This is a genomic window from Serratia sp. DD3 (assembly GCF_000496755.2).
Map to the genome: position 1 here is coordinate 18,738 of NZ_AYKS02000084.1, position 23,668 is coordinate 42,405.

The following is a 23,668-nucleotide window of genomic DNA, read 5'->3' on the forward strand; positions in this document are numbered from 1 at the left end:
GAACACCTCACTGCCGTTGGTCGTCCACCGTCACCCCTTTCGGCAGTGTGAATTTAAACTTGGCGGCATCAACACGGCTATTCTGCTGGCCTTTCAACTGATAAGCACTACGTTGCCCATCTTGCTCAACCGCAGTAAAGCTCTTGATGGTACCGCTATTGGTAACGGTAATGGCAAATTGCTTCAGGTTGCCGCTGCTCGCTTTCGGCGTCAGTTCAAATTCATCACCTTTCTGCTTAACGTTGTATTGCTTCCAGTCATTGGCATCGTTGCGGGTGATCAGCATAAATGGGGTGTTGCCAGTAGCACTTTTCAACCAACTGGCCGTCACTTGCTCAACAAAGGGATTATAGAACCACAGTGTTTCACCATCAGAAACCAACACACTTTCATCAGGGGAAGTCATATGCCAATTAAACAGATTGGGGCGTTTTACCCATAGCTCGCCTTCACCCTGTTGTACCGCGGCACCATCTGCACTGGTTACTGTTTGAGAGAAGCTGGCATGAAAACTGTTTACCTTCGCCAAACGACTCTGTAGATCTTGCGCCGCATCCGCCCACACGGCAGTAGACACCCATCCCGAAAGCAGACAACAGGCAACTAACAGTTTTTTCATTGTTTCAGTACCTTATGAAATGTATTTATCGCAAAGCAACGCTGTGCGCATCAAATAACCCTAAACCCCACCACTTTACCTGAAACATTGAGTTGGCAACCAGTGCAATATTCCGATAACCAGCGCGGGTTTACGCATCTTTGCAAAAAGGCCGCAAAAGCGGCCAGGTAAAAGTAAGATAGCCGACGCTGATTGGTGAGGGCTTTGCTGGCAAAAAATAGTGATCAGGACGGCCCATACCCATAGCCGTTTCACGCAAGATCAGGAATGCTTTTCGATCACCAGATCGACACCTTCATTAAGCAATTCATTAATGGAATGCCCAGTAGCCTGTGCCGCTAGTGCTAACGCCTGATGGCGCTCTGGTGAGAGTCGGGTGGTCACTTTGCCGCTATAGGTTTTATACGGCGCAATGTTGTCTTTCCGGCACTCATCCAAGAAGACCGCCAGTGAGATGGCCCCTTCTTTTTTCAGTTCTTCGACGCTGTAGGCATAAAAGTCTGCCCCGCCATTCAGCCCGATAAACTCGCCCCGGAACATTTCGATCTCCGGGTCAAAGCTGATAACAGCAATATGGCCGTCGATTTTCAGTGTGTTATTCATCATGGTTTAATTCCTAAACTATCCAACCAGATCCTGATGGCGTTAACCGCTCCTTTGTCAGTGGTCGGTCTAGGGTGGGGCCGGTGAAAGATGCGTTTCTCACCCTTTAGTAACACAGCAACCCTAGAGCCTTCCCTTTCGTGAACTTCCGCCCCTAACGCAGTAAAAAGTGCCTCGATATCAGACCACTTTATAGAACCGTTAACGGGCCGAGAGAACACATCTGACAACGTTTTTTGGTGTCGTTTGTTCATGGATTTTATAGTATCACTTTATGACACCACCGCAAGATACAGATATTGTATGTATTCAGGTTAGTTGGATGACCGGCAGATAGAGAAAGGCCGCAAACGCGGCCTTTGAAACTCTGTTTAGCTGTAATACTACCGAAAGCGGATAGTGCGAAAACTGCTCACTGGGTCCGCTTCGGCATCAGTGATTAATTACTCATGGCGCGGAGGGGCAAGTACCTCACGGTTACCGTTATGCCCTTGTTCACTGACAATCCCCTGGGCTTCCATCTGTTCAATTATGCGCGCGGCACGGTTATAACCGATACGGAACTGGCGTTGTACTCCGGAGATCGATGCACGGCGTTTATCGATCACAAACTCCACCGCCTGGTCGAACAACGGATCGAGTTCTTCATCGCTTTGACCACTACCCGCGGTACCCTCACCATCGTCAGCTTCGTTGAGAATGCCCTCTTTATATTGAGGACGCTCACGCGCTTTCCAATCTTTGACCACCGCATGAACCTCTTGGTCGCGAACAAAAGCACCGTGAACACGCACCGGAATTGATGAACTTGGTGCCAGGTACAGCATATCCCCCATACCCAGCAATGATTCCGCACCACCTTGATCGAGGATAGTACGTGAGTCAATTTTGCTGGACACCGTAAACGCGATACGCGTCGGGATATTGGCCTTGATCAACCCGGTGATCACATCAACCGATGGCCGTTGCGTTGCCAACACTAAGTGGATCCCGGCAGCACGGGCTTTCTGTGCCAAGCGAGCGATTAACTCTTCCACCTTTTTCCCCACGGTCATGATCAGATCAGCGAACTCATCTACCATCACCACAATATAGGGCTCTTTTTCCAGCATCGGCATACTCACTTCCATGCTGTCACTCGGTTTCCAGAATGGATCCGGGATTGGCCGCCCCATTGCTTCCGCCTGATCGACCCGTTCGTTATAGCCCGCCAGGTTACGCACCCCCAATGCGGACATCAGCTTATAGCGGCGCTCCATCTCGGCGACACACCAGCGCAATGCATTGGCGGCATCTTTCATATCGGTAACCACATCAGTAAGGAGATGCGGGATCCCTTCGTACACCGACAGTTCAAGCATTTTCGGGTCGATCATAATAAAGCGCACCTCTTTCGGTGTGGCCTTATACAAGATGCTCAGGATCATGGCATTGACCCCTACCGACTTACCGGACCCGGTGGTACCTGCGACTAACAAATGGGGCATTTTAGCCAGATCAGCCACCACTGGTTGACCCGCAATATCTTTACCCAGCACAATCGCCAACGGTGAAGGATTATCACGGAAAGCCGGGCAATCAAGCACTTCTCGCAGATAAACCGTCTGGCGTTTGGCATTTGGCAATTCCAGCCCGACATAAGGTTTACCAGGAATAACCTCTACCACACGAACTGCCGGTGCAGACAAGGAGCGAGCCAGATCGCGCGACAGGCTTGAAATACGCGCCGCTTTAACACCTGGTGCCAAATCCAGCTCAAAACGCGTAATAACCGGGCCAGGCAGAATGTCGACAACATCCGCTTTTACCCGATAATCCGCTAGGCTAGCTTCTACCAAGCGCGCCTTTTGCTCTAAGACAAAAGTATCTACCGGCTCAATATCTTTTGGCGCTTCCGTCAGCAGATCTAATGTCGGCAATGGCGTTGTTGGCTTCTGCAGTGGCAGATCATTGCGCATCAGGAATGGATGGATCAAGCTATCCATCGCCGGTGCAACTTCTGTTTGTGGTGATTGAGGTTGCGGTGCTGGCACTCGCGGCGTTGAAACCGGTGTGCTCGAATAGGCTGGCACTGCAGATTCATATTGACCAAAAGGCACGTCATCTTCTTGCTCGCTTTGCAGCTCAATGCGATCTTCAAGCTGAGGCGATAAGTTGAATAACGGTTCTTTTGGGCCATCATCAAACTGATCGGTGGTTGGCGTAATGCCAAAACCGTGTTGAGAGAAAGAAGCAGGTGGAGAAAGCTCTGCTGGTTCAGATTCCCGGTACTCTTCACCATAGCGAGCCTGCTGTTGTGCAGCAAATGCCTGGGCTAGTGCAGCCTGGTTCTGTGCCTCTTCATCCGCTTGTTGGTCTGGCTGATACCCTTCGCCATAGCGTTGGCTCTGCTGCTCGGCAAAAGCCTGACCTAATAAGGCTTCCTGCTGAGCATCCTCCTGAGGTTGCTGCTGCAAAAAGTCGTCCACACGCTGAGCTTGTTGCTGTTGTTGCTGTTGTTGCTCAGCCACGCGCTGAGAAGGCAGTTTGATACCATAAGAAGCCAACTCACGCCGGGTTGGGATCCGTACCCGATTTGGCCGGGGCAGTTCAGGGCCAATACCCTGCTTAATCTGCGAACTGGCGTCATTAGTTGCGGTGAATGCGGGTGTAAACAGGTTATTCACCGCCCCCAACGCCGCACTGCCAGCCGGGTCAAGCGCACCATCGCTATCACGTTGAGCAGCAGTAAAATCAAGTGGTGAAAGTTCTGCTTGTGCCGTATCCGTTATCTGCCAGTTACCCATCCGGGGATCGTTTTCTATTTCCAGATAAGAGGTTGCCGAATGGCTTGTATTAGACTCAACAGCCTTATCGGTAGGGATTTCGAATGAATACAACGGCGGCATATCAGCCTCTGCAGCCAGCCCTAGGGGCAGAGAATTGTCTGCGGCAGACGCTTCAGGCGCCATGATACCTGCTGGTGGTATCGCGGCGTCAGGCAGGGTAGAGCGCAGCATACCCGCAGGTTCGAACTCAGCAGTCGGATAGTCATCGCTGCTGGCTCGTAAGCCACTCAATAAGGGGTCAGCAACATCCTCTGCTACTTCTTGTGCCATTTCCGCCACGGAAGGGGCAGAAAACAGCACATCGCCATCATCCGCAATTGCATCAGCAGAGACCGCGGTCTTAGGCTCCTGAGTCGTTAGCTCAGGCCGATCTTCAAACACGCGGACATCATTACCATCGCGGTATTCAATACCATTGCGGGGTTCAATATCTTCATCTAGCTCAAGATCATCATCATGGTAATGCTCTTCACGACGGGAACGATTGGTCATAAAGGTGGCAGCACTCAACACTACCCAGCCGATTTTCTCAGCAATCGTCAGCCATGACCAACCGGTGAACAAGGTTAAACCCGCAGCCCAAACACAAAGTAACGCCAACGTTGCACCAATGCCATTGAACCAAGGCAACATGGCATTACTCAGTAAGCTGCCAATTACCCCGCCGGAAGCAAAATAATAGAGGTCATCAACATTCAGTGCCGCCAGACCACAAGAGGTCAGTACCAGCGCTAAAGTGCCGATCAGGCGCAATGCCAACGCAAAATAGTCAATATAATCGCCATCCTCAGTTTGGCGGTAACTCACCCAGCAAAGAATCAGCATGATCGGGGGGATCGCGTAGGCAAGTACGCCAAAAGTGAAGAACAAGGTATCGGCCAACCAGGCACCAACACTGCCCCCCAAATTATGGATAGGCTCATGCCATGCGGTTTGTGACCAACTAGGATCAGATGGATTGAAACTAAGCAGGGCAACCATCAAGTAGATGGCGCAAACCGCCACCACCAGCAGCATAGCTTCGAGCAAACGCCGCCCACTGCTGAGTTTTTTTAGAGTAACGTCTTTATCTTCTGTGTATTCCTGGCTCAAGAAAGGCTCTCCAGGTTCCTGTTAGCTGACAGCGTAACAACGCCGAGAAGTTTTCTCGGCGCTAAAACTGTATGAATAAACAGGAGTATAGCGAATTTAATCAGGTTTTGCACCTGCGTGTTACCGTGTTTTGATAACCAGACGATTGGTTTGCTTAACTTCTTCCATAACCACATAAGTGCGGGTGTCATTAACCCCTGGTAAACGCAATAGCGTTTCACCCAGCAACCGACGGTAAGCTGACATATCCGGTACACGGGTTTTCAACAGATAGTCGAAATCACCTGAAACCAAGTGACACTCCTGGATCTCTTCCAATTTCTGCACCGCAGCATTGAACTGTTCAAACACATCTGGCGCACCGCGGTTCAAGGTGATTTCCACGAAAACCAGTAAGGAAGCATCCAGATAATGGGGGTTAAGCAATGCGGTATAACCATTGATAAAGCCCTGACGCTCAAGACGGCGCACACGCTCTAAACAAGGTGTTGGGGATAAACCGACACGTTTCGAAAGCTCGACGTTAGAAATCCGCCCATCTTTTTGTAGCTCATTAAGAATGTTGCGGTCGATGCGGTCCAGGTCTTTACCTGGTCGTTTTTTATTCTCTGCCATTATTGTTGTCTCTCTTATGTTCTTCCCTGCACTTACACCCTAAGCCAAAACAATGTACCAAGGCAGGGTTTGTTCCAAGCGAAGACTCGATGCCAGTGGTAAGCGTCCCCCTCCTTGGTTAATCAGGAGAGTTCGTTCTTGATACCCATTCTCATTCAAACAGCGGGGGTTTGGCTATACTTAGTCACCCTAAGGCAATAATAAGCGACGCTGATGCGGATTTACCCGTCTGCCACCTGGCTGCAATTTGAATCAGTCTGGATGTTAATACTAAAATTCGCTGTCAGTCCGGAAAAAATTTCTCCTTCCTCTGATGTTTTCGCAAATGCACAGCCGATTGTCAAAGTAAAAGAACAAAAATCAGTAGAACGTGCCACTTGCCTGATGGAAATTCATCCCCAACAGAAGCGGAAAAGCCACGTGGATAGCCCTATTCTGCAATCCGTCGCTATTTTGCCCGATTCATTTCGCATCAAAGATACCGACTCATTTTTTGCCATTCAACAAATCATTAACAACGCGCCTTAACACTTTTTTTACGCGGGCATTTTCCCTACAATCAGCATCATTATCTGCCATTGTGCAAAAAGAGGTTATTGAAATGGGCAACGCTAAACACAGCAAGTTATTGATCCTAGGCTCCGGCCCTGCGGGCTATACCGCCGCAGTTTATGCCGCACGCGCCAACCTGAACCCCGTGTTGATCACCGGTATGGAGCAAGGTGGCCAATTGACCACCACCACCGAAGTGGAGAATTGGCCGGGGGATGCTGAAGGGCTGACCGGCCCAGCCCTAATGGAACGTATGCGTGAACATGCGGCAAAGTTCGATACCAACATTATTTTCGACCATATCACCCGTGTCGAATTGCAAAAAGCGCCTTTTCGCCTATTTGGTGACGACGATAATGAGTACACCTGCGATGCCCTGATTATCGCCACCGGCGCATCAGCACGTTATTTAGGGCTACCGTCAGAGCAGCAGTTCAAGGGGAAAGGCGTTTCCGCCTGTGCGACCTGTGATGGTTTTTTCTATCGTAACCAGAAAGTCGCGGTAGTTGGCGGTGGCAATACTGCCGTAGAAGAGGCACTCTACCTGTCTAACATCGCTGCAGAGGTGCACCTGATCCATCGTCGTGATAGTTTCCGCAGTGAAAAGATCCTCATCAATCGCCTGATGGAAAAAGTAAAGAACGGTAACATTATTCTACACACCAACAGCACATTGGATGAAGTGCTGGGTGATCAGATGGGGGTGACAGGTGTTCGCCTGCGGAGTACTCAAGCTGAGGATAAAACCGAAGAACTGGCGGTGGCAGGTGTGTTTATCGCGATTGGCCATAGCCCAAATACGGCCATCTTTGGTGACCAGCTTGAGCTGGAAAATGGTTATATCAAAGTGCAATCTGGTATTCACGGCAACGCAACACAAACCTCTATTCCCGGGATATTTGCCGCTGGTGATGTTATGGATCACATCTATCGTCAGGCAATTACCTCTGCAGGGACTGGCTGTATGGCCGCACTGGATGCCGAACGCTATCTTGACAGCCTTGCGACGCAAACAGGTCAGTAAGCATGTTATAACGATGGCATACTGCGCGGTGGTTGGCCCGCAGGTGACCTCAAGGATGAGGTTTATCAACCCGGGAATAGCAGCCGCTTAGCCATTATTCCGCCAGTTTGCGTAGCGGCTGTGCTATTTTGCTGACGGCTGAGTAGTAAAGTAACCATCGTGTTCGAACCATTGGTGTTAAAACAATGGCATTCAAACAATAGTGTTCAAACAATAGCATTCAAACCATGGCGTTTATTTGTCTTGCTTGTGGCTTAAGCGAACATTTCAACAGTACGTTAACCTAGCCTGTTGCTACGGGCATTGGCGGCACAGACTTTTCCGATGAAAAAAACCAGACAGCAGCAGTTAACCCGTTGGCTCAAGACCCAGAGTACTTTGGCACGGCGTTGGTTGCGTATTTCTATGCTGCTCGGCTTGGCAAACGGCATTTTAATCGTCGCACAAGCCTGGCTGTTAGCATCCTTACTCCATGCTCTGATCATTACCCATCAGCCACGGAGTGAACTTGTTTCATCATTTATCTGGTTGGCGGCGACTTTTGCACTGCGTGCCGTGCTCAGTGGGTTACGTGAACGGGTTGGTTTCATTTGTGGGCAGGTAATACGCCAACGGATGCGCGCTCAGGTGTTAGATAAACTGCAACAGCTCGGTCCAGCCTGGATACAGGGCAAACCGGCAGGCAGTTGGGCCAGCATCATTATTGAACAAATCGAAGATATGCAGGATTACTATGCGCGTTACCTGCCGCAAATGTATTTAGCCGTGCTTATCCCGGTGCTGATCCTGATCACCGTCTTCCCGATTAACTGGGCGGCCGGTCTTATCCTATTGGTAACCGCCCCACTCATCCCGCTGTTTATGGCGTTGGTCGGTATGGGGGCGGCAGATGCCAACCGCCGTAACTTTGTTGCCCTGGCACGCCTGAGTGGCAATTTTCTTGATCGTCTACGTGGGCTCGATACCTTGCGCCTGTTCAACCGTGGTCAGGCAGAAACCGCTCACATTGCCCGTGCTTCGGAAGATTTTCGTCAGCGCACCATGGAAGTCCTGCGCATGGCGTTTCTCTCCTCGGCGGTGTTGGAGTTCTTCGCCTCTGTCTCTATCGCCGTGGTAGCCGTCTATTTTGGCTTCTCTTACCTGGGTGAGTTGAATTTTGGCAACTATGGGACAAGTGTCACGCTGTTTGCTGGTTTTCTGGTGCTGATCCTGGCACCCGAGTTTTTCCAGCCGTTGCGTGATCTGGGTGCCTTTTACCATGCCAAGGCTCAGGCAGTGGGCGCTGCGGAAGCGCTGGAAAGTTTTCTTGCTGCCGAAGGGGAATCGATGGGTAATGGCACGCAACTCGTGGACAACCGCACCCCACTGACCTTGCAAGCACAGAATTTGGAAATTCTCACCCCCAATGGGGTGTTACTTGCCGGGCCACTTAACTTTACTTTGCCTGGCAACCAACGCATCGCCTTGGTTGGCCTCAGTGGTGCCGGGAAAAGTTCACTGTTGAATCTGTTGCTCGGTTTTCTTCCCTACCGGGGTTCATTACAGGTCAATGGCATTGAATTCCGTGAATTGTCAGCGGAAAGTTGGCGTCAGCAATTAGGTTGGGTTGGGCAGAATCCCCACCTGCCAGCAGCAACACTGCGCGATAATATTCTACTCGGCAACCCACAAGCCGATGAACGTCAACTGCAACAAGCCATTGATCAGGCCTACATCAGTGAATTTCTGCCACAGTTGCCAGATGGGTTGGAAACAGAACTGGGCGATAGTGCAGCTCGCCTCTCTGTGGGGCAGGCTCAGCGCGTAGCCGTGGCGCGAGCGCTGCTAAGCCCACGCAGCTTGTTATTGTTGGATGAGCCAGCCGCTAGCCTGGATGCGCACAGCGAGCGTTTAGTGATGCAGGCATTGAGTGTTGCCTCCCATCAGCAGACTACCGTGTTGGTCACACACCAGTTGGAAGAGACGGTAAATTACGATCAGATTTGGGTGATGGATAGCGGTAAAATTGTCCAGCAAGGCAATTACGCCACACTCAGTACGCAACCCGGTCTGTTTGCCAACCTGATAGCCCACCGTCGCAGGGAGCTATGATCATGCGCGTTTTATTACCATTCCTGGCGTTATATCGCCGCCACTTAGGGATGATTATGCTAGGCATAGTCCTGGCAATAGTCACATTACTGGCCAGCATCGGCTTGTTATCGCTATCTGGCTGGTTTCTAGCCGCTTCCTCACTGGCGGGCCTGGCGGGGTTGTCTAATTTCAATTACATGCTACCTGCAGCCGGTGTGCGTGGTGCAGCCATTTTCCGCACTGCCGGGCGTTATGCTGAACGGGTAGTGAGCCATGATGCGACATTCCGCGTTCTATCGCAGCTTCGCGTATTCAGCTTTAAAAAAATTCTACCACTCTCCCCAGGGGGGATCGCCCGTTTTCGTCAGGCCGAATTGCTAAATCGCTTGGTCGCGGATGTCGATACGCTCGATCACCTCTATCTGCGTGTGATTTCCCCGCTGGTCAGCGCCGCCGTGGTGATTTTAGTGGTCACCGTTGGCCTCAGTTTCATCGATGGTCAACTGGCGTTCACCCTGGGCGCAATTTTGCTGTTCCTGTTGCTGATCATCCCCCCGGTCTTTTATCGCGCGGGGCAGCCCATCGGGGCAGAACTGACCCTATTACGCAGTCAATACCGCACCGGCCTTACTGCCTGGTTACAAGGGCAAGCAGAACTGGTGGTCTTTGGCGCACTCGAAAATTTCCGCCAGCAACTCAATGACACTGAACAGCGTTGGCAGCGGCGCCAATGGCAGCAAGTCTCTCTCGGCGGGCTCTCACAAGCATTAATGATCCTGGCCAGTGGTCTGACTGTCACCTTGTTGTTGTGGCTTGCCGCTGCAGGTATTGGCAACAATACTCAGCCCGGTGCACTCATTGCCCTGTTTGTTTTTGCTGCCTTGGCCTCTTTTGAAGCCATGCTCCCTGTAGCTGGCGCGTTCCAACACCTGGGCCAAGTGATCGCCTCAGCCACTCGGGTCAAGCAACTCATCGATCAACAACCTGAAGTCACCTTTCCAACGCAGGCCGTATCGGGGCCAGAGCGGCAAACCCAAGCCTCACTGCAACTGAGTGAAATCACCTTTACCTATCCCAATCAACCGATAGCCGTGTTGAACAAAGTGACCTTGAATGTGGCTGCGGGCGAACAAATTGCCTTGCTGGGGCGCACGGGCTGCGGCAAATCTACCTTATTGCAACTCCTTACCCGTGCCTGGGATCCAGACAGTGGGCAGATCCAACTCAATGGTCAACCGCTGAGTGCTTATGATGAGCCCACCCTGCGTGCCATGACCAGCGTGGTTAGCCAGCGAGTTCATATTTTCAGCAGCACATTGCGTGACAATCTGCGCATTGCCACCCCTGATGCCAGCGATGAGGTTCTGAGTGATATGCTGCAACAGGTCGGGCTGGATAAGCTACTGGCTAACGAAGGGTTGAATGCCTGGCTGGGTGACGGAGGGCGCCAACTCTCTGGCGGTGAACAACGCCGTTTAGGGCTTGCCCGCGCGTTACTGCATCAAGCCCCGTTATTGCTACTCGATGAACCTACCGAGGGGTTAGATGCCGAGACCGAGCAACAAATCCTGGCTCTGTTACGCCAGCATTGTCATGGCAAAACCTTGATTTTGATTACCCACCGTCTCTCTGGATTGGAGTATTTCGACCGTATTTGTGTGATGGATGGTGGACAAATCGTCGAGCAAGGAAATCATGTTGAGCTAATGAGCCAGCAGGGGCGCTATGCACAATTTCAACAGCGGCTGGGGAATCTGCCCCTTTGATACGGCCTGATACTGACTGGATGTGTCCTTAATGGCACTCAGCAACCTCGCTGTTACTTGAATAAACCGAGATTTATGCAACTTTTTACTCTGTCACCGCAATCCATACTGTTTCCATCCCCGGATCACGCACTGCGTGACCCTAATGGCCTGCTAGCTATTGGTGGTGACCTGGCACCGCCTCGGTTGCTCGCCGCCTATCAGCAGGGCATCTTCCCCTGGTACTCGCCAGGGGAGCCGATTCTCTGGTGGTCACCAGACCCTCGGGCAGTGCTGTTTCCCACGGAATACCATCTTAGCCGCAGTTTTAAGCGTTTTCTGCGCAGTAATCCGTTCCGTATCACGCTCAATCAGGCTTTTGCTCAGGTCATCACCGCCTGTGCGCAACGTCCTGATGAAGGTACCTGGATAGGTGATGAAGTCCAGCAGGCTTATTTGCAACTGCATCAAATGGGCTACGCACACTCAATTGAAGTGTGGTTAGGCGATAAATTGGTTGGGGGGTTGTATGGTGTCGCACAAGGGGCACTGTTTTGTGGCGAGTCGATGTTTAGCCTGGTGACCAATGCATCAAAATGTGCCTTATTGGCTTTTTGCCGCCATTTTGTGGCATATGGTGGAGAATTGATTGACTGCCAGGTACTTAACCCTCACACTGCCGGGCTTGGAGCGAAAGAAATCCCGCGCAACCATTTTTTGCAGCAACTTGCTATACTTCAGCGCCGGGTTTTAGCGCCAGAATGTTGGTTGCCACAAGATATCAACCCTGATTTATGTAAGCACCTCCTTAAATCAAATGGTGATGAATATGGCCTCACAGTAGGTTAATTACCTCTTTCAATCACTAATTTTACGGAAACGCTGCATTATTCAGCGGCATTTCTTTACATAATGTAGGTTTTTCGGCATTATCTTGCCGGTTAAAAACTAAGGTAGTAACACCTAGAGGACTCAATGGCCAAAGAAGACAATATTGAAATGCAAGGCACCGTTCTTGATACGCTGCCAAACACCATGTTCCGCGTTGAATTGGAAAACGGGCACGTGGTAACCGCTCATATCTCCGGTAAAATGCGTAAAAACTATATCCGCATCCTGACGGGTGACAAAGTCACTGTAGAGCTGACCCCGTACGACCTGAGCAAAGGCCGCATTGTCTTCCGTAGCCGTTAATCGGTTCATCCATCACCTGCCAGTGGTGATTGCGAGGATGTGATCCCTCTTAGCGATAATTCTGTTTACCTAAGCAGCAAGGTTCAGTATCAAGTTCTCTTGGTGCGGGTAAACTGAGAGGGGGCTTTTCCATTCCCAGCACTGATTAAATTCAGACGTAAAAAAAGCGATGTCTAAACATCGCTTTTTTGTGTTTTATGACTACCTATCACTTAGTGCATGGCACTTTCATCCGCTTTACGCTTCTGAGCACTAAGGAAGCCGTAAGTGAGCTTGTTATTCTCTTTATCCAGTTCGACTTTCACCGAACCACCATCAACCAAGGAACCAAACAGCAATTCATTGGCCAACGGTTTCTTCAGGCTTTCCTGCATGACACGCGCCATTGGACGAGCCCCCATCGCACGATCATAGCCTTTCACTGACAGCCAGTCACGGGCTTCGGCACTCACTTCCAGCGATACCCCCTTGGCATCCAATTGCGCTTGTAGTTCGACGATAAACTTGTCGACCACCTGCTGGATCACCGCGGTAGACAAATGGTTGAACCAGATAATGTTATCCAGACGGTTACGGAATTCTGGCGTAAACACTTTCTTGATCTCTTCCATAGCATCAATGCTGTTGTCCTGGGCGATCAAACCAATAGATTTACGTTCTGTTTCACGCACACCGGCGTTAGTGGTCATCACCAGAATAATATTACGGAAATCCGCTTTACGGCCATTGTTGTCAGTCAGCGTGCCGTTATCCATCACCTGCAATAGCAAGTTGAACACATCCGGGTGTGCTTTCTCGATTTCATCGAGTAACACCACCGCATGGGGATGCTTGATCACCGCATCCGTCAACAACCCCCCTTGGTCGTAACCGACATAACCCGGAGGCGCACCGATCAAACGACTGACGGTATGACGTTCCATATATTCGGACATATCAAACCTCAGTAATTCAATATCCAGTGCCTTGGCCAGTTGTACCGTCACCTCAGTTTTCCCGACGCCGGTTGGCCCTGCGAAAAGGAAAGACCCAACGGGTTTATGATCCTGCCCCAAACCGGCACGACTCATTTTAATGGCTTCGCTCAGCGCTTCAATGGCAGGATCCTGGCCAAATACCAACATTTTCAGGCGATCGCTCAAGTTTCTCAATACGTCTCGATCACTGGCTGAAACTGTTTTCTCTGGGATACGAGCAATGCGCGCAACCACAGACTCGATATCTGACACATTAACGGTCTTCTTGCGTTTATTGGCCGGTAGTAAGCGGCTACGAGCCCCGGCTTCGTCAATCACGTCGATCGCTTTATCCGGCAGATGACGATCATTGATATATTTCACTGACAGCTCAACCGCTGCGCGGACCGCTTTCGCCGTGTAACGCACATCATGGTGCGCTTCATATTTACTCTTCAGGCCATTGATGATCTGAATTGTCTGTTCTGGCGTCGGCTCAGTAATATCTATTTTCTGGAAGCGACGCGCCAACGCGCGGTCTTTTTCGAAAATACTGCTGAACTCCTGATAGGTGGTGGAGCCAATCACCCGGATCTTGCCACTGGAAAGTAATGGCTTAATCAGGTTGGCGGCATCCACCTGCCCGCCAGATGCCGCACCAGCACCGATGATGGTATGTATCTCATCAATAAACAGGATACTTTTTTTATCCTGTTCAAGCTGTTTCAGCAGCGCTTTGAAACGCTTTTCAAAGTCGCCACGGTATTTGGTACCCGCCAGTAGTGAACCGATATCTAACGAGTAAAGTGTGCATTCTGCCATCACCTCTGGCACATCGCCCTGAACAATCCGCCAGGCCAACCCTTCGGCAATCGCGGTTTTGCCCACCCCCGACTCCCCCACCAAGAGTGGGTTGTTTTTACGGCGACGACACAGGACTTGAATCGTCCGCTCCAGCTCACTGTCTCGGCCAATCAGTGGGTCGATGCCACCGACACGAGCCAGTTGATTCAGGTTAGTGGTGAAGTTTTCCATACGGTCTTCCCCCCCTGACTGATCTTCATTACTGGCCGAATTCTCTTCATTCGGCGCCTGGTCGGGCTGATCTTTACGCATACCATGTGAAATGAAGTTCACCACATCCAAGCGGCTGACATCATGTTTACGCAACAGGTAAGCGGCCTGAGATTCCTGTTCGCTGAAAATAGCCACCAGGACATTAGCGCCAGTGACTTCACTACGGCCAGAAGATTGCACATGGAATACCGCACGCTGCAATACGCGCTGGAAGCTGAGTGTTGGCTGTGTATCACGCTCCTCTTCGTTAGCAGGCAACGTTGGCGTGGTCTGTTCAATAAAGGCTTCCAGTTCCTGACGTAATGCCGCCAGATCCACCGTACAAGCCTCAAGGGCTTCTCGCGCGGCAGGGTTGCTGAGTAACGCCAGCAACAGGTGCTCCACGGTCATAAACTCATGTCTGTGCTCACGCGCTCTGGCGAAAGCCATGTTGAGACTGAGTTCCAGTTCTTGATTGAGCATAAGCACCTCCCCAATAGATCGCCTGTTCAGGCTTTTTCTTTCGTACAAAGCAACGGAAACTCATTCTCCCTTGCATAACGGTTCACCTGAGCCACTTTGGTCTCCGCCACTTCAGCGGTAAAAACACCACAGATAGCTTTGCCATGATAGTGAACCGTGAGCATCAATTGTGTTGCACGTTCAGTATCATAAGAAAAGAACTTTCGCAGAACGTCAATCACAAATTCCATCGGCGTGTAATCGTCGTTGTTAAGTATCACTTTATACATTGATGGCGGCTTTACCGCATCAATCTGTTTTTGTTCGGCTAAATGTTCAAGATCTAGCCCACCATGACTATTGCCCATTGCTGATCATCTTCTCTGGTGCTCCATCGTTCCTCCTCGTTTGGCTGCCTGAGGCTTCGCGCCATGGCCTGGTGACAGCAATTGACACGAACTTGAGTCTATATGGAGACATCTTAAGGTTGTTCAAAGTAGTATCCCTTGATACTTCTATTTTATCATCATCATACTGAAGCTGCTGCATCACCTACCGAATTATTTCGCAACTTATTTGTTACTAAATGATGTCGGCAATGTTAACCAGATCAAATTTTAGTAAACCACTGCCTGCTGTCAAAGCCGATATCTTGACGTGACGACCATTTGCTCTAGAGTGTAAATTCGTGAGTTGCTGCTCTTTTGACCAAATAACACTCACCTGAATCAGTTATTCATCTCATCTGAAAAATAATTATGTTGCGAGGGATGTAAAAGCATGGAAACCGGTACGGTTAAATGGTTCAACAACACCAAAGGGTTCGGTTTCATCTGCCCTGAAAGCGGTGGTGAAGATATTTTTGCTCATTATTCAACGATCAAAATGGATGGTTATCGAACGTTGAAAGCAGGTCAACAAGTCAGATTCGATGTGCATCAAGGGCCGAAAGGGAATCATGCCAGCGTTATTATGCCTGTGGAAAACGAGGCATTGGCCTGATTGCGCCACCAGCCCCACCCTGCACTGTCAAACTAAACTGTCAAACTAAATGCAAATGCCAGCGGTCATTCGGCTGGCATTTTACTTAATGAACCTAGGTCTCGTTTACTCACGCGCCAGCGCATCAATCGGGTTCAGTTTGGCTGCTCGCTGTGCAGGTAAATAACCGAATATCACGCCAATCGCTGTAGAGCAGAAAAAAGCGCTCAGCAGAGCCGCCATTGAAAAGCTGAACTGCCAGCCGGGTAGCAACCCTTGTGCCAGCAAGCAGATAGAGAACGACAACAACATCCCCACTCCACCCCCTATCAGGCACACCAATACCGCTTCGATTAAAAACTGCTGCATGATGTCACCAGAACGCGCCCCTACCGCCATACGGATGCCAATTTCACGGGTGCGTTCTGTTACCGAAACCAACATGATATTCATCACACCAATCCCACCAACCACCAGCGAGATCACCGCCACCAGGGTAAGGAATAATTGCATCGTATAGGTGGTTTTCTCCACCGCTTGTACCAGGCTGTCCATGTTATCAGTAAAGAAATCTTTCTTGCCATGGCGCAATGTCAGCAGTCGCGTAAGCTGCTGCTCCGCCTCTTGGCTATTATAGCCATCGCGGATACGCACCGTAATCGAATCAAAATAGTTGTTGCCCATGATCCGATTGCTCATGGTGGTATAGGGAAGCCACACTCTCAGCGAACTGCTACCACCAAACATTGACTGCTTTTCCTGCGCGACACCAATCACCGTCGCAGGCATATTACCCACCAAAATCACCTCACCCACCACATTCTCTTGATAGGGAAACAAGCGGCGTTGCGTATTGGCGTCGATCACCACCACCTGCGCTTGCGATTGCACTTGTACGGCATCTATACCTGAGCCTTGAGAAAAAGCCATCCCGTAAACCCGGAAATACTGCTCACTGACGCCAGCAACATTGGCTGCCACGTCTGTCTTGCCAAAACGCACGCGCATGCTACTGCTAATATTGGGTGAAAGTGCACGGACGTAAGGCTGTTCACGCAGTGCCTCAAGGTCGTCATATTTCAATGCTTGCCGATAGATAGGGTCATCATCACCAAAATCCTTGCCGGGATAAAGCTCCACCGTATTAGTACCAATAGATTTGATATCTGCCAGCACCTGCTGTTGAGCCGCATCACCAATCACCTTGATTGAGGCTACCGATGCAATACCGATGATGATCCCTAACATGGTCAATGCGCTACGCATCTTGTTAGTCGCCATAGAGCGCCACGCCATCACCAGCGCCTCACGCCAACGCCCGGCCATCTGCCGCCAAGAAGCAACGGAGGTGGTCAACTCAAGCGTTTTAACTGGCCGCTTGCCTTGAAGCCGCGAACCAGAATCAGCAATGATTTCTCCATCACGGAGCTCAATAATTCTTTCAGCTTGTTGGGCGACAGCCAAATCATGCGTAACAATAATCACCGTGTACCCCTGCTCGCGCAGTTGCTTGAGCACCAGCATCACCTCTTCCCCGGATTGGCTGTCCAGTGCCCCGGTAGGTTCATCAGCCAGGATCACCTGACCGCCATTCATCAGTGCCCGGGCGATACTGACACGCTGCTGCTGCCCACCGGAAAGTTGGTTAGGCCGATAAGTAACGCGCTCCGCCAAACCTAGGCGCGTTAACAAAGCGATGGATCTGGCACTGCGCGCCGCCTTACCCAACCCAGCGTACACTGCGGGTACTTCAACGTTCTGTGCCGCACTCAGATAGGGCAGTAAATGATAACGCTGAAAAATAAAACCGAAATGCTCACGCCGCAATTCCGCGAGTGCATTACTATCCAGTGTTGCCACATCCTTCCCGGCAATACGGTAAGTGCCACCAGAAGGTTTATCCAGGCAACCGAGAATGTTCATCAGGGTTGATTTGCCTGAACCAGAAGCCCCCATAATGGCCACCATCTCCCCCGCGTCGATGCGTAAACTGATGCCTTTCAGCACATCTACCGATTGCCCCGCAGAAAGATAGCTACGCCGAATATCACTCAGCTCTAGCAATACCGCCATCAGTTATTGCCCTCCGCAGCGCCACGGCTGACAATCACCTCCTCGCCTGCTTGCAATCCGCTGAGAATCTGCACCTCCAGATTATTACGTATGCCGATCGTCACTTCCCGTTTCACTTCTTGGTTATGCTGCAATATCGAAACGTAATAGCGGTTTTCGTCAATTTGCTCCCCCAACGCAGCGAGGGGTATCACCAAGGCATCGCTGACTTCATCAAGTAATATATGAACCAGTGCGGTCATTTGCAGACGAAGTAAGCCTTGTGGGTTAGGCACTGCAAAACGCGCATAGTAGAAAATGGCATTATTGATTTTCTCGGGTGTGGGTTGAATATCTTTCAACACACCTTCAAAGCGTTTGCCGGGGTCGCCTAATATGGTAAACCAAGCTTTCAGACCGGGTTTCAGGTGAATCACATCCGCTTCTGAAACCTGCGCTTTCACCAACATGGTGCTCATATCTGCCAGCGTCAGGATATTGGGTGCCTGTTGTGCGGCAATCACCGTTTGCCCCTGCAAGGTGGTGATCTGTACCACATCGCCGTCCATCGGCGCCTCAATGCGCGTATAGGCTAACTTAATTCTGGCAGTGTCCAGACTGGCTTGATTTTTAGCTATTTGGGCCTGGGTGGTTGCAACTTGCGCCTTTTTCACTGCCAGTTCAGTGGTGAGCTTATCCAGATCCTGGCGTGACACCGACTGGGATTTGACCAACTGCTGGTTACGTTGCAGGGTCAGTGTCGCCAATTGCAGTTCTGCGTGCATTTGCTGCAACTGAGCGTGCAACTGCTGCAACGTTGCTTCACCTTCACGAATGCTGTTTTGCTCTTGCTGTGGATCAATGGTGGCCAGCAGTTGGCCCTTTTTCACTTTATCGCCAATTTCAACCTTTAGGCTCTGCAACTGTCCACTGACCTGTGCCCCGACATCCACCTTGCGCATCGCATCCAACTGACCTGTCGCCAAGACGCTTTGTTGCAAATCGCGCTTCGTCACCTTCACGGTTTTAAAATCCACTGGCGCAGGCTGTGAAAAACGCCAATAGCCAAAAATGGCCAACACCAGCAGAATGGCCCCTACTCCCCACCAATACTTGTTACGCCCAATTAACTGTATCAATACTCATTCCTATCCCGGTGACCTGCAATGACTGAATGCACCATATAGTAACGCGATGAAATTACCACTGTTGATTTTTAATTGCCTAATCCATGCTTATCAGGCCGCCAATGTGTAAAGTTTAAAACAGAACATTAACTTACTCTTAAAAGGGATGTTACTTCTCTTTAAGGTTATTAAAACAGCAAACAAGCATATATTGGGCAAACAGAGATTTGTTGGGAACAAAACGGAAAAAACATAATTTTTGACTTTTTTGCCGCTCTCCTTATCCCCTATACTACATTTTGCTACTGCAACTTGACGCTGTAGTGGCAAAGCATACCTCGGTCCATCCTGTCTGCAGTCAGAAGGCCAGTGAGCAAAGTCCATGCATAGGCCTGCTCATCACGCCAAGTTCTCTGCAACCTGGCAGGCCGTGAGTATGCTCGACAATTTTGTTCATCTGGGATTGGTTAGCCTTACGCTGCTAACGCTTCTGGACCGTCGAAACGTAATGAAAATGCTTTTGATCTACTCATTTTTAGGGCGTTTTTTAACTTACCGTGCTTTTGTGCCGCTATACCCAAGTTAAATCAAGTTACCATCAGGGGGTAACGGGTATGGAGAGCTACACATGGTACATAAAAATAATAGATAGGTTATTGAATGAGCAAACACACACCAAGCACCACTCCGCCGACAGATGCGGATTTTATGTTTTCCCCCATTCCACTCTCTGCCCGCCGCCCCACCTGGAAACAGGTGCTGGTCTGGGTTGGCTTTGGTTATGTTGCCACCGGGTTATTTATTGGTGGTGCATTAGCCGGTGTCGGCGGTAAACCCGGCTTACCCTTTCCCCAAGCGTTAATGGCCATTGCCATTGGGATGAGTATTTTATTCGTCCTAACCTCGCTGCTGGGCATTATGGCGCAAAAAACCGGGTTAAGCCTGGCGTTGATCAGCCGTTACTCTTACGGTCGGTTAGGGGCTAATTTACCGATGATTGCCATGGGTTTATTAACCTTGGGATGGTTTGCCGCCATTACCGGTATGGTTGGTGATATCTGGGGCTCTTTCCTCGGTAACCCTTCCGGGATCACTGTGTTTGATCCCGCACTTCATGGTTTTCAAGGCAGTGTCATTACATTAGAAGTCTTTTTAGCCTGTCTTATTTCCGGCCTGCTGTTTACCCTCACGTCACTCTATGGCATGAAAGGGTTGGAGATCATTGCCATACCGGTTTCACCGATCATCATGTTGATTGCGGTGACCACCGGTATCGCCATGCTGAATGAAGGGGGAGGATTAGCTGAGTTTATTACCCGTTCAGATCAAAATAGCGGATTACCCCTCTCCACCGCGATTACCATGGTTATTGGTAGCTGGATTGCTGGCGCCGTGATGGGCGTGGATCTGTTTCGTTTCAATAAATCAGTCGGAGCCGTGTTATGGGGAGCCGCCGCCTGCTTTATCTTCACCAATCCGTTATTGAACATTGTGGGTTATATCGGCACGGTCACCGTGGGTATGCCTAACTATGTCACCTGGATGCTGGGTAAAAGTGTGATATTAGCCAGTATCGGGGTACTCACCTGGACCTTGTCCCTGTGGACGACCAACGATGCCGAACTCTACTGCAATTCACTTTATACTGGCCCGGTGCTGGATTCTTGCGGGATTAAAGTGAATAAGAAAACACTGATATTGATCGCCGGGATCCTGGGTACGCTGCTGGGTTCTCTGGGCTTTTATCAAATCCTGTTCTCCCAGTTTATCAACTATCTGGGCGTTATGGCGCCACCACTGGCTGGTCCATTATTGGCGGATTACTATCTGCATCGTCGCGGTAACTACGCCCTTGATCAGTTGCACCAGCAGCCTCGCTTTAACTGGGCTGGGGTGATCAGTGCGGTTTTAGGTATGGGCATCGGGTTAGCCTTTTCACTGCTTAATATCTTGGCAAACTGGCCTACCGGATTATTGGCGCTACTGATCACTATCGTCACCTATACACTACTCCAGGCAGTATTGGTCAAAAAACAGTGCGCCACCAATTGAACAGAAGGGAAAAAAGATGAAAAAAGTCATGCTCAATGAGTTCAGCACCGCGGAGTTGGAAACATTATTTCAGCAAAAGCAAATTGACAGTGTAATTGCTATTTTCGGTAGTTGTGAAAGCCATGGTGGGCATCTGCCCCTCGGCCCCGATCTGTTTGTGCCAACCGAAGTGGCCAAGCAAGCGGCACAACGCCTGGATCGCACTCTGGTGTTGCCAGGCGTTCCCTATGGAACCTCCATGCACTATAACGCCAACCCGATGGCCATCACGCTCCGTTTTGAAACGGTTATCGCCCTGGCGGAAGATATGTTTGAAAGCCTGATTCAATATGGCATCAAGCATATCTTTGTCCTCAATGGTCATGATGGCAATATTGCCGCCCTTGAAATTGCCCAGCGTAAAGTCAAGGCGCGCCATAAAGAGGTGGTATTTGCCTTTTTACCGGCTTGGTGGTCTATCCTTGGTGATCGTCTGGGGCCAGACTTTTTCGCCAGTTGGGATGGCTTGGGCCATGGTGGTGAAGGGGAATCATCAATTACCGCTGCCGTTTGCCCTGAGTTATGCGACCTGTCTAAAGCAGTGCGCCAAATGCCTGAAGATGCGCTGCGCTACAGTAAGCATATCCAGCTAATCTGGGATATCGCTGAAGTTTCAGCTACCGGTGCGACAGGCGACCCAACATTTGCCAGTATCGAAAAAGGCCAGAAAATGCTGGCGGCACTGGTGGATATCGTCGTAGAGAACATCCAGGAACTGGAGAAAACTGACTGGAATTATGACCGCCGCTGTGACTAAACAAGTGTAGGTTTATCAGTTATGCAAACGGCAAGGTGCTAGCACCTTGCCGTTTGATTAGCAGCTTGCTGAAGGCAGCATCGTGCCCCCAACTAAAACTTAATCTGCCCGCCCCCTAGCCAACCAAATGACACGGGAAAACAACTTTTTCAACAGCGGCGGTATTGAACTGGTACCCCACTCCCCCGCCTGCATCGCCACTTCAAGCGCCAGATCGGGTTTTGATGAGTGATGCACTGCTTTGAGGATCACTTTGCGTGCTGGCATCTGAACTTTTAACGGTACCGAGGCCACCCGATGATAAACGGCACTGAACCCCTCACGATACATAAAATGCTCCATATCCAGCGCTGGCAGCGGCGTCAAACGGTCACGCTCACTATCTTCATGGCTATCCAGCAAGCTGCGCACGGTATTGGCATATTTCTTACCCGCATCATCACCGTCAACTAAGGCATGCCATTCAATGCCCATGCGCCGGGCAAATTTCAGCAGGGGTTTTAAGCCACATTGGGCGAATTCGATAACTCTGATGCCTTCAGCTTCAAAGTGATAACCACACTGACGTGCCAATTCATTGAGCAACCAAACTTCCGTTTCCCCCTCTACCAACAGCCAGCAACGGGCAAACAACGACGCCGGGCGATTAAAACGGATATGGAAGGCAATACGCCGCCCATCTTCCACACTTAACCCCTGTGGCCCAAGGCGGTAGGTTGCCACACGCGCAGATTCACGCACCAGCCGGCATATGTTTTCTACCGGTACCAGTGAAACCAGCGCGCTGGAGTTGGTGGTGGTAATACGTTGCAATGGCATCAGGTTAAGCAGATTCCAGGCCACTGACAGCATAATGGGGTGCAGACGCGTTTCCGGATCCTCCACCAATAACAGTGGCCGGGTATGCGGATCGAGTTTTAAGTTACCTTTGGCTTGCACCAGTGTAGAGAACATCCCTAACAAGATCAGCCGCATGCTACGGCTATTGGGTTCTCCAATCATGCGGTTAATGCTATCCAGCGAGCGCCAGGCTTGCTGTTCAGACCGTTGCCGATGGCGATGCGTTCCAACCGCCTGCGAGCCCAGTTCAGCAAAATAGTGCTCAAGTAGTTGCTGCATGGCAGTCAATCCCTGACGCAGCTCTGAATTGGTCAATTTTTGCGGATTACGCACCAGTTCCCGCGTGAGTTGCTCTAGTTGTTGCATCAAAGCGCTATTATCGGCAGCAAGATGTTCATTCAGCGGGCTGGGGCGCAAACGTCGGATAAAGCGGGCATCACGCAAACGCAATACCGGGTGAATACGGATCAGCGCATGAACCAACTGGTTGATATGATGCAAATGCAAAGCATTGCCACGGGTGTCGAGGAAACGACGCCAGGTACACACCGTGCCATCGTCCGCCAACTCGCCGGCACAACTGAAGTAAATACGGTTGAGGTTATCGTCCCCTTTCGACCAGAGTGGTGCAAGTTGGCGATAACGTGGCAGGTGGGCATGACCGATATCTTTTTCACAAAAGGTAAAGATAACCTGCAAATGACGCTCTTTTGCCGCTTCATCGCCGGGTGGAAAGTAAAAATCTCTGGCTTCAAAGTGATAAAGCGTCTGCTCCGGTGCCAGTAAAAAGGTCATGGCATCCAACAGGCTGGACTTACCCCAGGCATTCTCACCGATTAATACCGTGTTATCATTCAACTGCAATGAAAGCCGATTTATGCCTCGAAATCCTACAATTTCAACTCGTTCTAAGAACATCTAGCGGCTCCTGTGCACACCATGGTTATTGCCAATACTGCCAAGGTTGACGCGTTGGTGACCTACCTGCATCTTGCTGCACC

Annotated in this window: 19 protein-coding genes; 9 read left to right on the plus strand and 10 right to left on the minus strand. The window is 50.4% G+C overall.

Features of this window, described 5'->3' with window-relative positions; genetic code table 11:
• Window positions 1–7: 7 nt before the first annotated feature.
• The 5 genes from lolA to lrp form a co-directional block, all read right to left on the minus strand.
• Complete coding sequence (gene lolA / locus IO95_RS16135) at window positions 8–619, minus strand: outer membrane lipoprotein chaperone LolA (protein WP_023491924.1); 612 nt, start codon at window positions 617–619, stop codon at window positions 8–10.
• A gap of 261 nt (window positions 620–880) precedes the next feature.
• Window positions 881–1,225, minus strand: coding sequence for a type II toxin-antitoxin system HicB family antitoxin (locus IO95_RS16140; protein ID WP_023491925.1), 345 nt, complete (start codon window positions 1,223–1,225; stop codon window positions 881–883).
• Entirely contained in the window at window positions 1,222–1,476 is a 255-nt protein-coding gene (locus IO95_RS16145; protein WP_037386120.1) for a type II toxin-antitoxin system HicA family toxin, read from the minus strand. The genes IO95_RS16140 and IO95_RS16145 overlap by 4 nt, the downstream gene beginning before the upstream one ends.
• A gap of 189 nt (window positions 1,477–1,665) precedes the next feature.
• Complete coding sequence (locus tag IO95_RS16150; RefSeq protein WP_023491927.1) at window positions 1,666–5,142, minus strand: DNA translocase FtsK; 3,477 nt, start codon at window positions 5,140–5,142, stop codon at window positions 1,666–1,668.
• Between the two features lie 120 nt (window positions 5,143–5,262).
• Complete coding sequence (lrp, locus tag IO95_RS16155; protein ID WP_023491928.1) at window positions 5,263–5,757, minus strand: leucine-responsive transcriptional regulator Lrp; 495 nt, start codon at window positions 5,755–5,757, stop codon at window positions 5,263–5,265.
• A 213-nt stretch (window positions 5,758–5,970) separates the two neighbouring features.
• Between lrp and IO95_RS25675 the strand changes: the two genes are divergently transcribed.
• The 6 genes from IO95_RS25675 to infA all read left to right on the plus strand — a co-directional run bounded on the left by IO95_RS25675 (window position 5,971) and on the right by infA (window position 12,345).
• The gene (locus IO95_RS25675; protein WP_023491930.1) at window positions 5,971–6,285 is read left to right on the plus strand and encodes a hypothetical protein; all 315 of its coding nucleotides are present in this window, start codon (window positions 5,971–5,973) and stop codon (window positions 6,283–6,285) included.
• Between the two features lie 73 nt (window positions 6,286–6,358).
• Complete coding sequence (gene trxB / locus IO95_RS16165; protein WP_023491931.1) at window positions 6,359–7,333, plus strand: thioredoxin-disulfide reductase; 975 nt, start codon at window positions 6,359–6,361, stop codon at window positions 7,331–7,333.
• A gap of 324 nt (window positions 7,334–7,657) precedes the next feature.
• Window positions 7,658–9,424: a cysteine/glutathione ABC transporter permease/ATP-binding protein CydD gene (cydD, locus tag IO95_RS16170; RefSeq protein WP_023491932.1), complete on the plus strand. Its 1,767-nt coding sequence runs from the start codon at window positions 7,658–7,660 to the stop codon at window positions 9,422–9,424.
• A 2-nt stretch (window positions 9,425–9,426) separates the two neighbouring features.
• Window positions 9,427–11,172, plus strand: coding sequence for a cysteine/glutathione ABC transporter ATP-binding protein/permease CydC (gene cydC, locus IO95_RS16175; protein WP_023491933.1), 1,746 nt, complete (start codon window positions 9,427–9,429; stop codon window positions 11,170–11,172).
• A gap of 75 nt (window positions 11,173–11,247) precedes the next feature.
• Entirely contained in the window at window positions 11,248–12,000 is a 753-nt protein-coding gene (gene aat, locus IO95_RS16180; protein ID WP_023491934.1) for a leucyl/phenylalanyl-tRNA--protein transferase, read from the plus strand.
• 126 nt (window positions 12,001–12,126) lie between these two features.
• A complete protein-coding gene (infA, locus tag IO95_RS16185; RefSeq protein ID WP_002211347.1) occupies window positions 12,127–12,345 on the plus strand; it encodes a translation initiation factor IF-1 in 219 nt (72 codons plus the stop codon).
• 212 nt (window positions 12,346–12,557) lie between these two features.
• On the opposite strand, the gene clpA is transcribed toward infA, so the two are convergent.
• Complete coding sequence (gene clpA, locus IO95_RS16190) at window positions 12,558–14,840, minus strand: ATP-dependent Clp protease ATP-binding subunit ClpA (RefSeq protein WP_023491935.1); 2,283 nt, start codon at window positions 14,838–14,840, stop codon at window positions 12,558–12,560.
• Window positions 14,841–14,866: 26 nt separating this feature from the next.
• On the minus strand, window positions 14,867–15,187 hold the full coding sequence (gene clpS / locus IO95_RS16195) for an ATP-dependent Clp protease adapter ClpS (RefSeq protein ID WP_023491937.1): 321 nt from the start codon (window positions 15,185–15,187) through the stop codon (window positions 14,867–14,869).
• 412 nt (window positions 15,188–15,599) lie between these two features.
• On the opposite strand from clpS, the gene cspD reads away from it, so the two are divergent.
• Complete coding sequence (cspD, locus tag IO95_RS16205; protein WP_023491938.1) at window positions 15,600–15,821, plus strand: cold shock-like protein CspD; 222 nt, start codon at window positions 15,600–15,602, stop codon at window positions 15,819–15,821.
• Window positions 15,822–15,926: 105 nt separating this feature from the next.
• Here the strand turns inward: cspD and macB are convergent, their stop codons facing one another.
• Together macB and macA are read right to left on the minus strand one after the other, a co-directional pair.
• The gene (macB, locus tag IO95_RS16210; protein WP_023491940.1) at window positions 15,927–17,873 is read right to left on the minus strand and encodes a macrolide ABC transporter ATP-binding protein/permease MacB; all 1,947 of its coding nucleotides are present in this window, start codon (window positions 17,871–17,873) and stop codon (window positions 15,927–15,929) included.
• On the minus strand, window positions 17,873–18,988 hold the full coding sequence (gene macA, locus IO95_RS16215) for a macrolide transporter subunit MacA (protein WP_051791275.1): 1,116 nt from the start codon (window positions 18,986–18,988) through the stop codon (window positions 17,873–17,875). The genes macB and macA overlap by 1 nt, the downstream gene beginning before the upstream one ends.
• A 651-nt stretch (window positions 18,989–19,639) precedes the next feature.
• On the opposite strand from macA, the gene IO95_RS16220 reads away from it, so the two are divergent.
• Both IO95_RS16220 and IO95_RS16225 read left to right on the plus strand, forming a co-directional pair.
• Window positions 19,640–21,031 carry a cytosine permease gene (locus IO95_RS16220; protein WP_023491945.1) on the plus strand — a complete coding sequence of 464 codons (1,392 nt, stop codon included), beginning with the start codon at window positions 19,640–19,642 and terminating at the stop codon, window positions 21,029–21,031.
• A 16-nt stretch (window positions 21,032–21,047) separates the two neighbouring features.
• Window positions 21,048–21,827: a creatininase family protein gene (locus IO95_RS16225; RefSeq protein ID WP_023491946.1), complete on the plus strand. Its 780-nt coding sequence runs from the start codon at window positions 21,048–21,050 to the stop codon at window positions 21,825–21,827.
• A gap of 99 nt (window positions 21,828–21,926) precedes the next feature.
• Here IO95_RS16225 and IO95_RS16230 read toward each other — a convergent pair whose 3' ends face one another.
• Window positions 21,927–23,585 carry an ATP-dependent endonuclease gene (locus tag IO95_RS16230; protein WP_023491947.1) on the minus strand — a complete coding sequence of 553 codons (1,659 nt, stop codon included), beginning with the start codon at window positions 23,583–23,585 and terminating at the stop codon, window positions 21,927–21,929.
• Window positions 23,586–23,668 lie beyond the last annotated feature (83 nt).

Bases quoted from the DNA above. Each gene is read 5' to 3' on its own strand.
- lolA (WP_023491924.1), bottom strand. From the start codon at position 619: ATGAAAAAACTGTTAGTTGCCTGTTGTCTGCTTTCGGGATGGGTGTCT.
- IO95_RS16140 (WP_023491925.1), bottom strand. From the start codon at position 1,225: ATGATGAATAACACACTGAAAATCGACGGCCATATTGCTGTTATCAGC.
- IO95_RS16145 (WP_037386120.1), bottom strand. From the start codon at position 1,476: ATGAACAAACGACACCAAAAAACGTTGTCAGATGTGTTCTCTCGGCCC.
- lrp (WP_023491928.1), bottom strand. From the start codon at position 5,757: ATGGCAGAGAATAAAAAACGACCAGGTAAAGACCTGGACCGCATCGAC.
- IO95_RS25675 (WP_023491930.1), top strand. From the start codon at position 5,971: ATGCGGATTTACCCGTCTGCCACCTGGCTGCAATTTGAATCAGTCTGG.
- trxB (WP_023491931.1), top strand. From the start codon at position 6,359: ATGGGCAACGCTAAACACAGCAAGTTATTGATCCTAGGCTCCGGCCCT.
- cydD (WP_023491932.1), top strand. From the start codon at position 7,658: ATGAAAAAAACCAGACAGCAGCAGTTAACCCGTTGGCTCAAGACCCAG.
- cydC (WP_023491933.1), top strand. From the start codon at position 9,427: ATGCGCGTTTTATTACCATTCCTGGCGTTATATCGCCGCCACTTAGGG.
- aat (WP_023491934.1), top strand. From the start codon at position 11,248: ATGCAACTTTTTACTCTGTCACCGCAATCCATACTGTTTCCATCCCCG.
- infA (WP_002211347.1), top strand. From the start codon at position 12,127: ATGGCCAAAGAAGACAATATTGAAATGCAAGGCACCGTTCTTGATACG.
- clpA (WP_023491935.1), bottom strand. From the start codon at position 14,840: ATGCTCAATCAAGAACTGGAACTCAGTCTCAACATGGCTTTCGCCAGA.
- clpS (WP_023491937.1), bottom strand. From the start codon at position 15,187: ATGGGCAATAGTCATGGTGGGCTAGATCTTGAACATTTAGCCGAACAA.
- cspD (WP_023491938.1), top strand. From the start codon at position 15,600: ATGGAAACCGGTACGGTTAAATGGTTCAACAACACCAAAGGGTTCGGT.
- macB (WP_023491940.1), bottom strand. From the start codon at position 17,873: ATGGCGGTATTGCTAGAGCTGAGTGATATTCGGCGTAGCTATCTTTCT.
- IO95_RS16220 (WP_023491945.1), top strand. From the start codon at position 19,640: ATGAGCAAACACACACCAAGCACCACTCCGCCGACAGATGCGGATTTT.
- IO95_RS16225 (WP_023491946.1), top strand. From the start codon at position 21,048: ATGAAAAAAGTCATGCTCAATGAGTTCAGCACCGCGGAGTTGGAAACA.
- IO95_RS16230 (WP_023491947.1), bottom strand. From the start codon at position 23,585: ATGTTCTTAGAACGAGTTGAAATTGTAGGATTTCGAGGCATAAATCGG.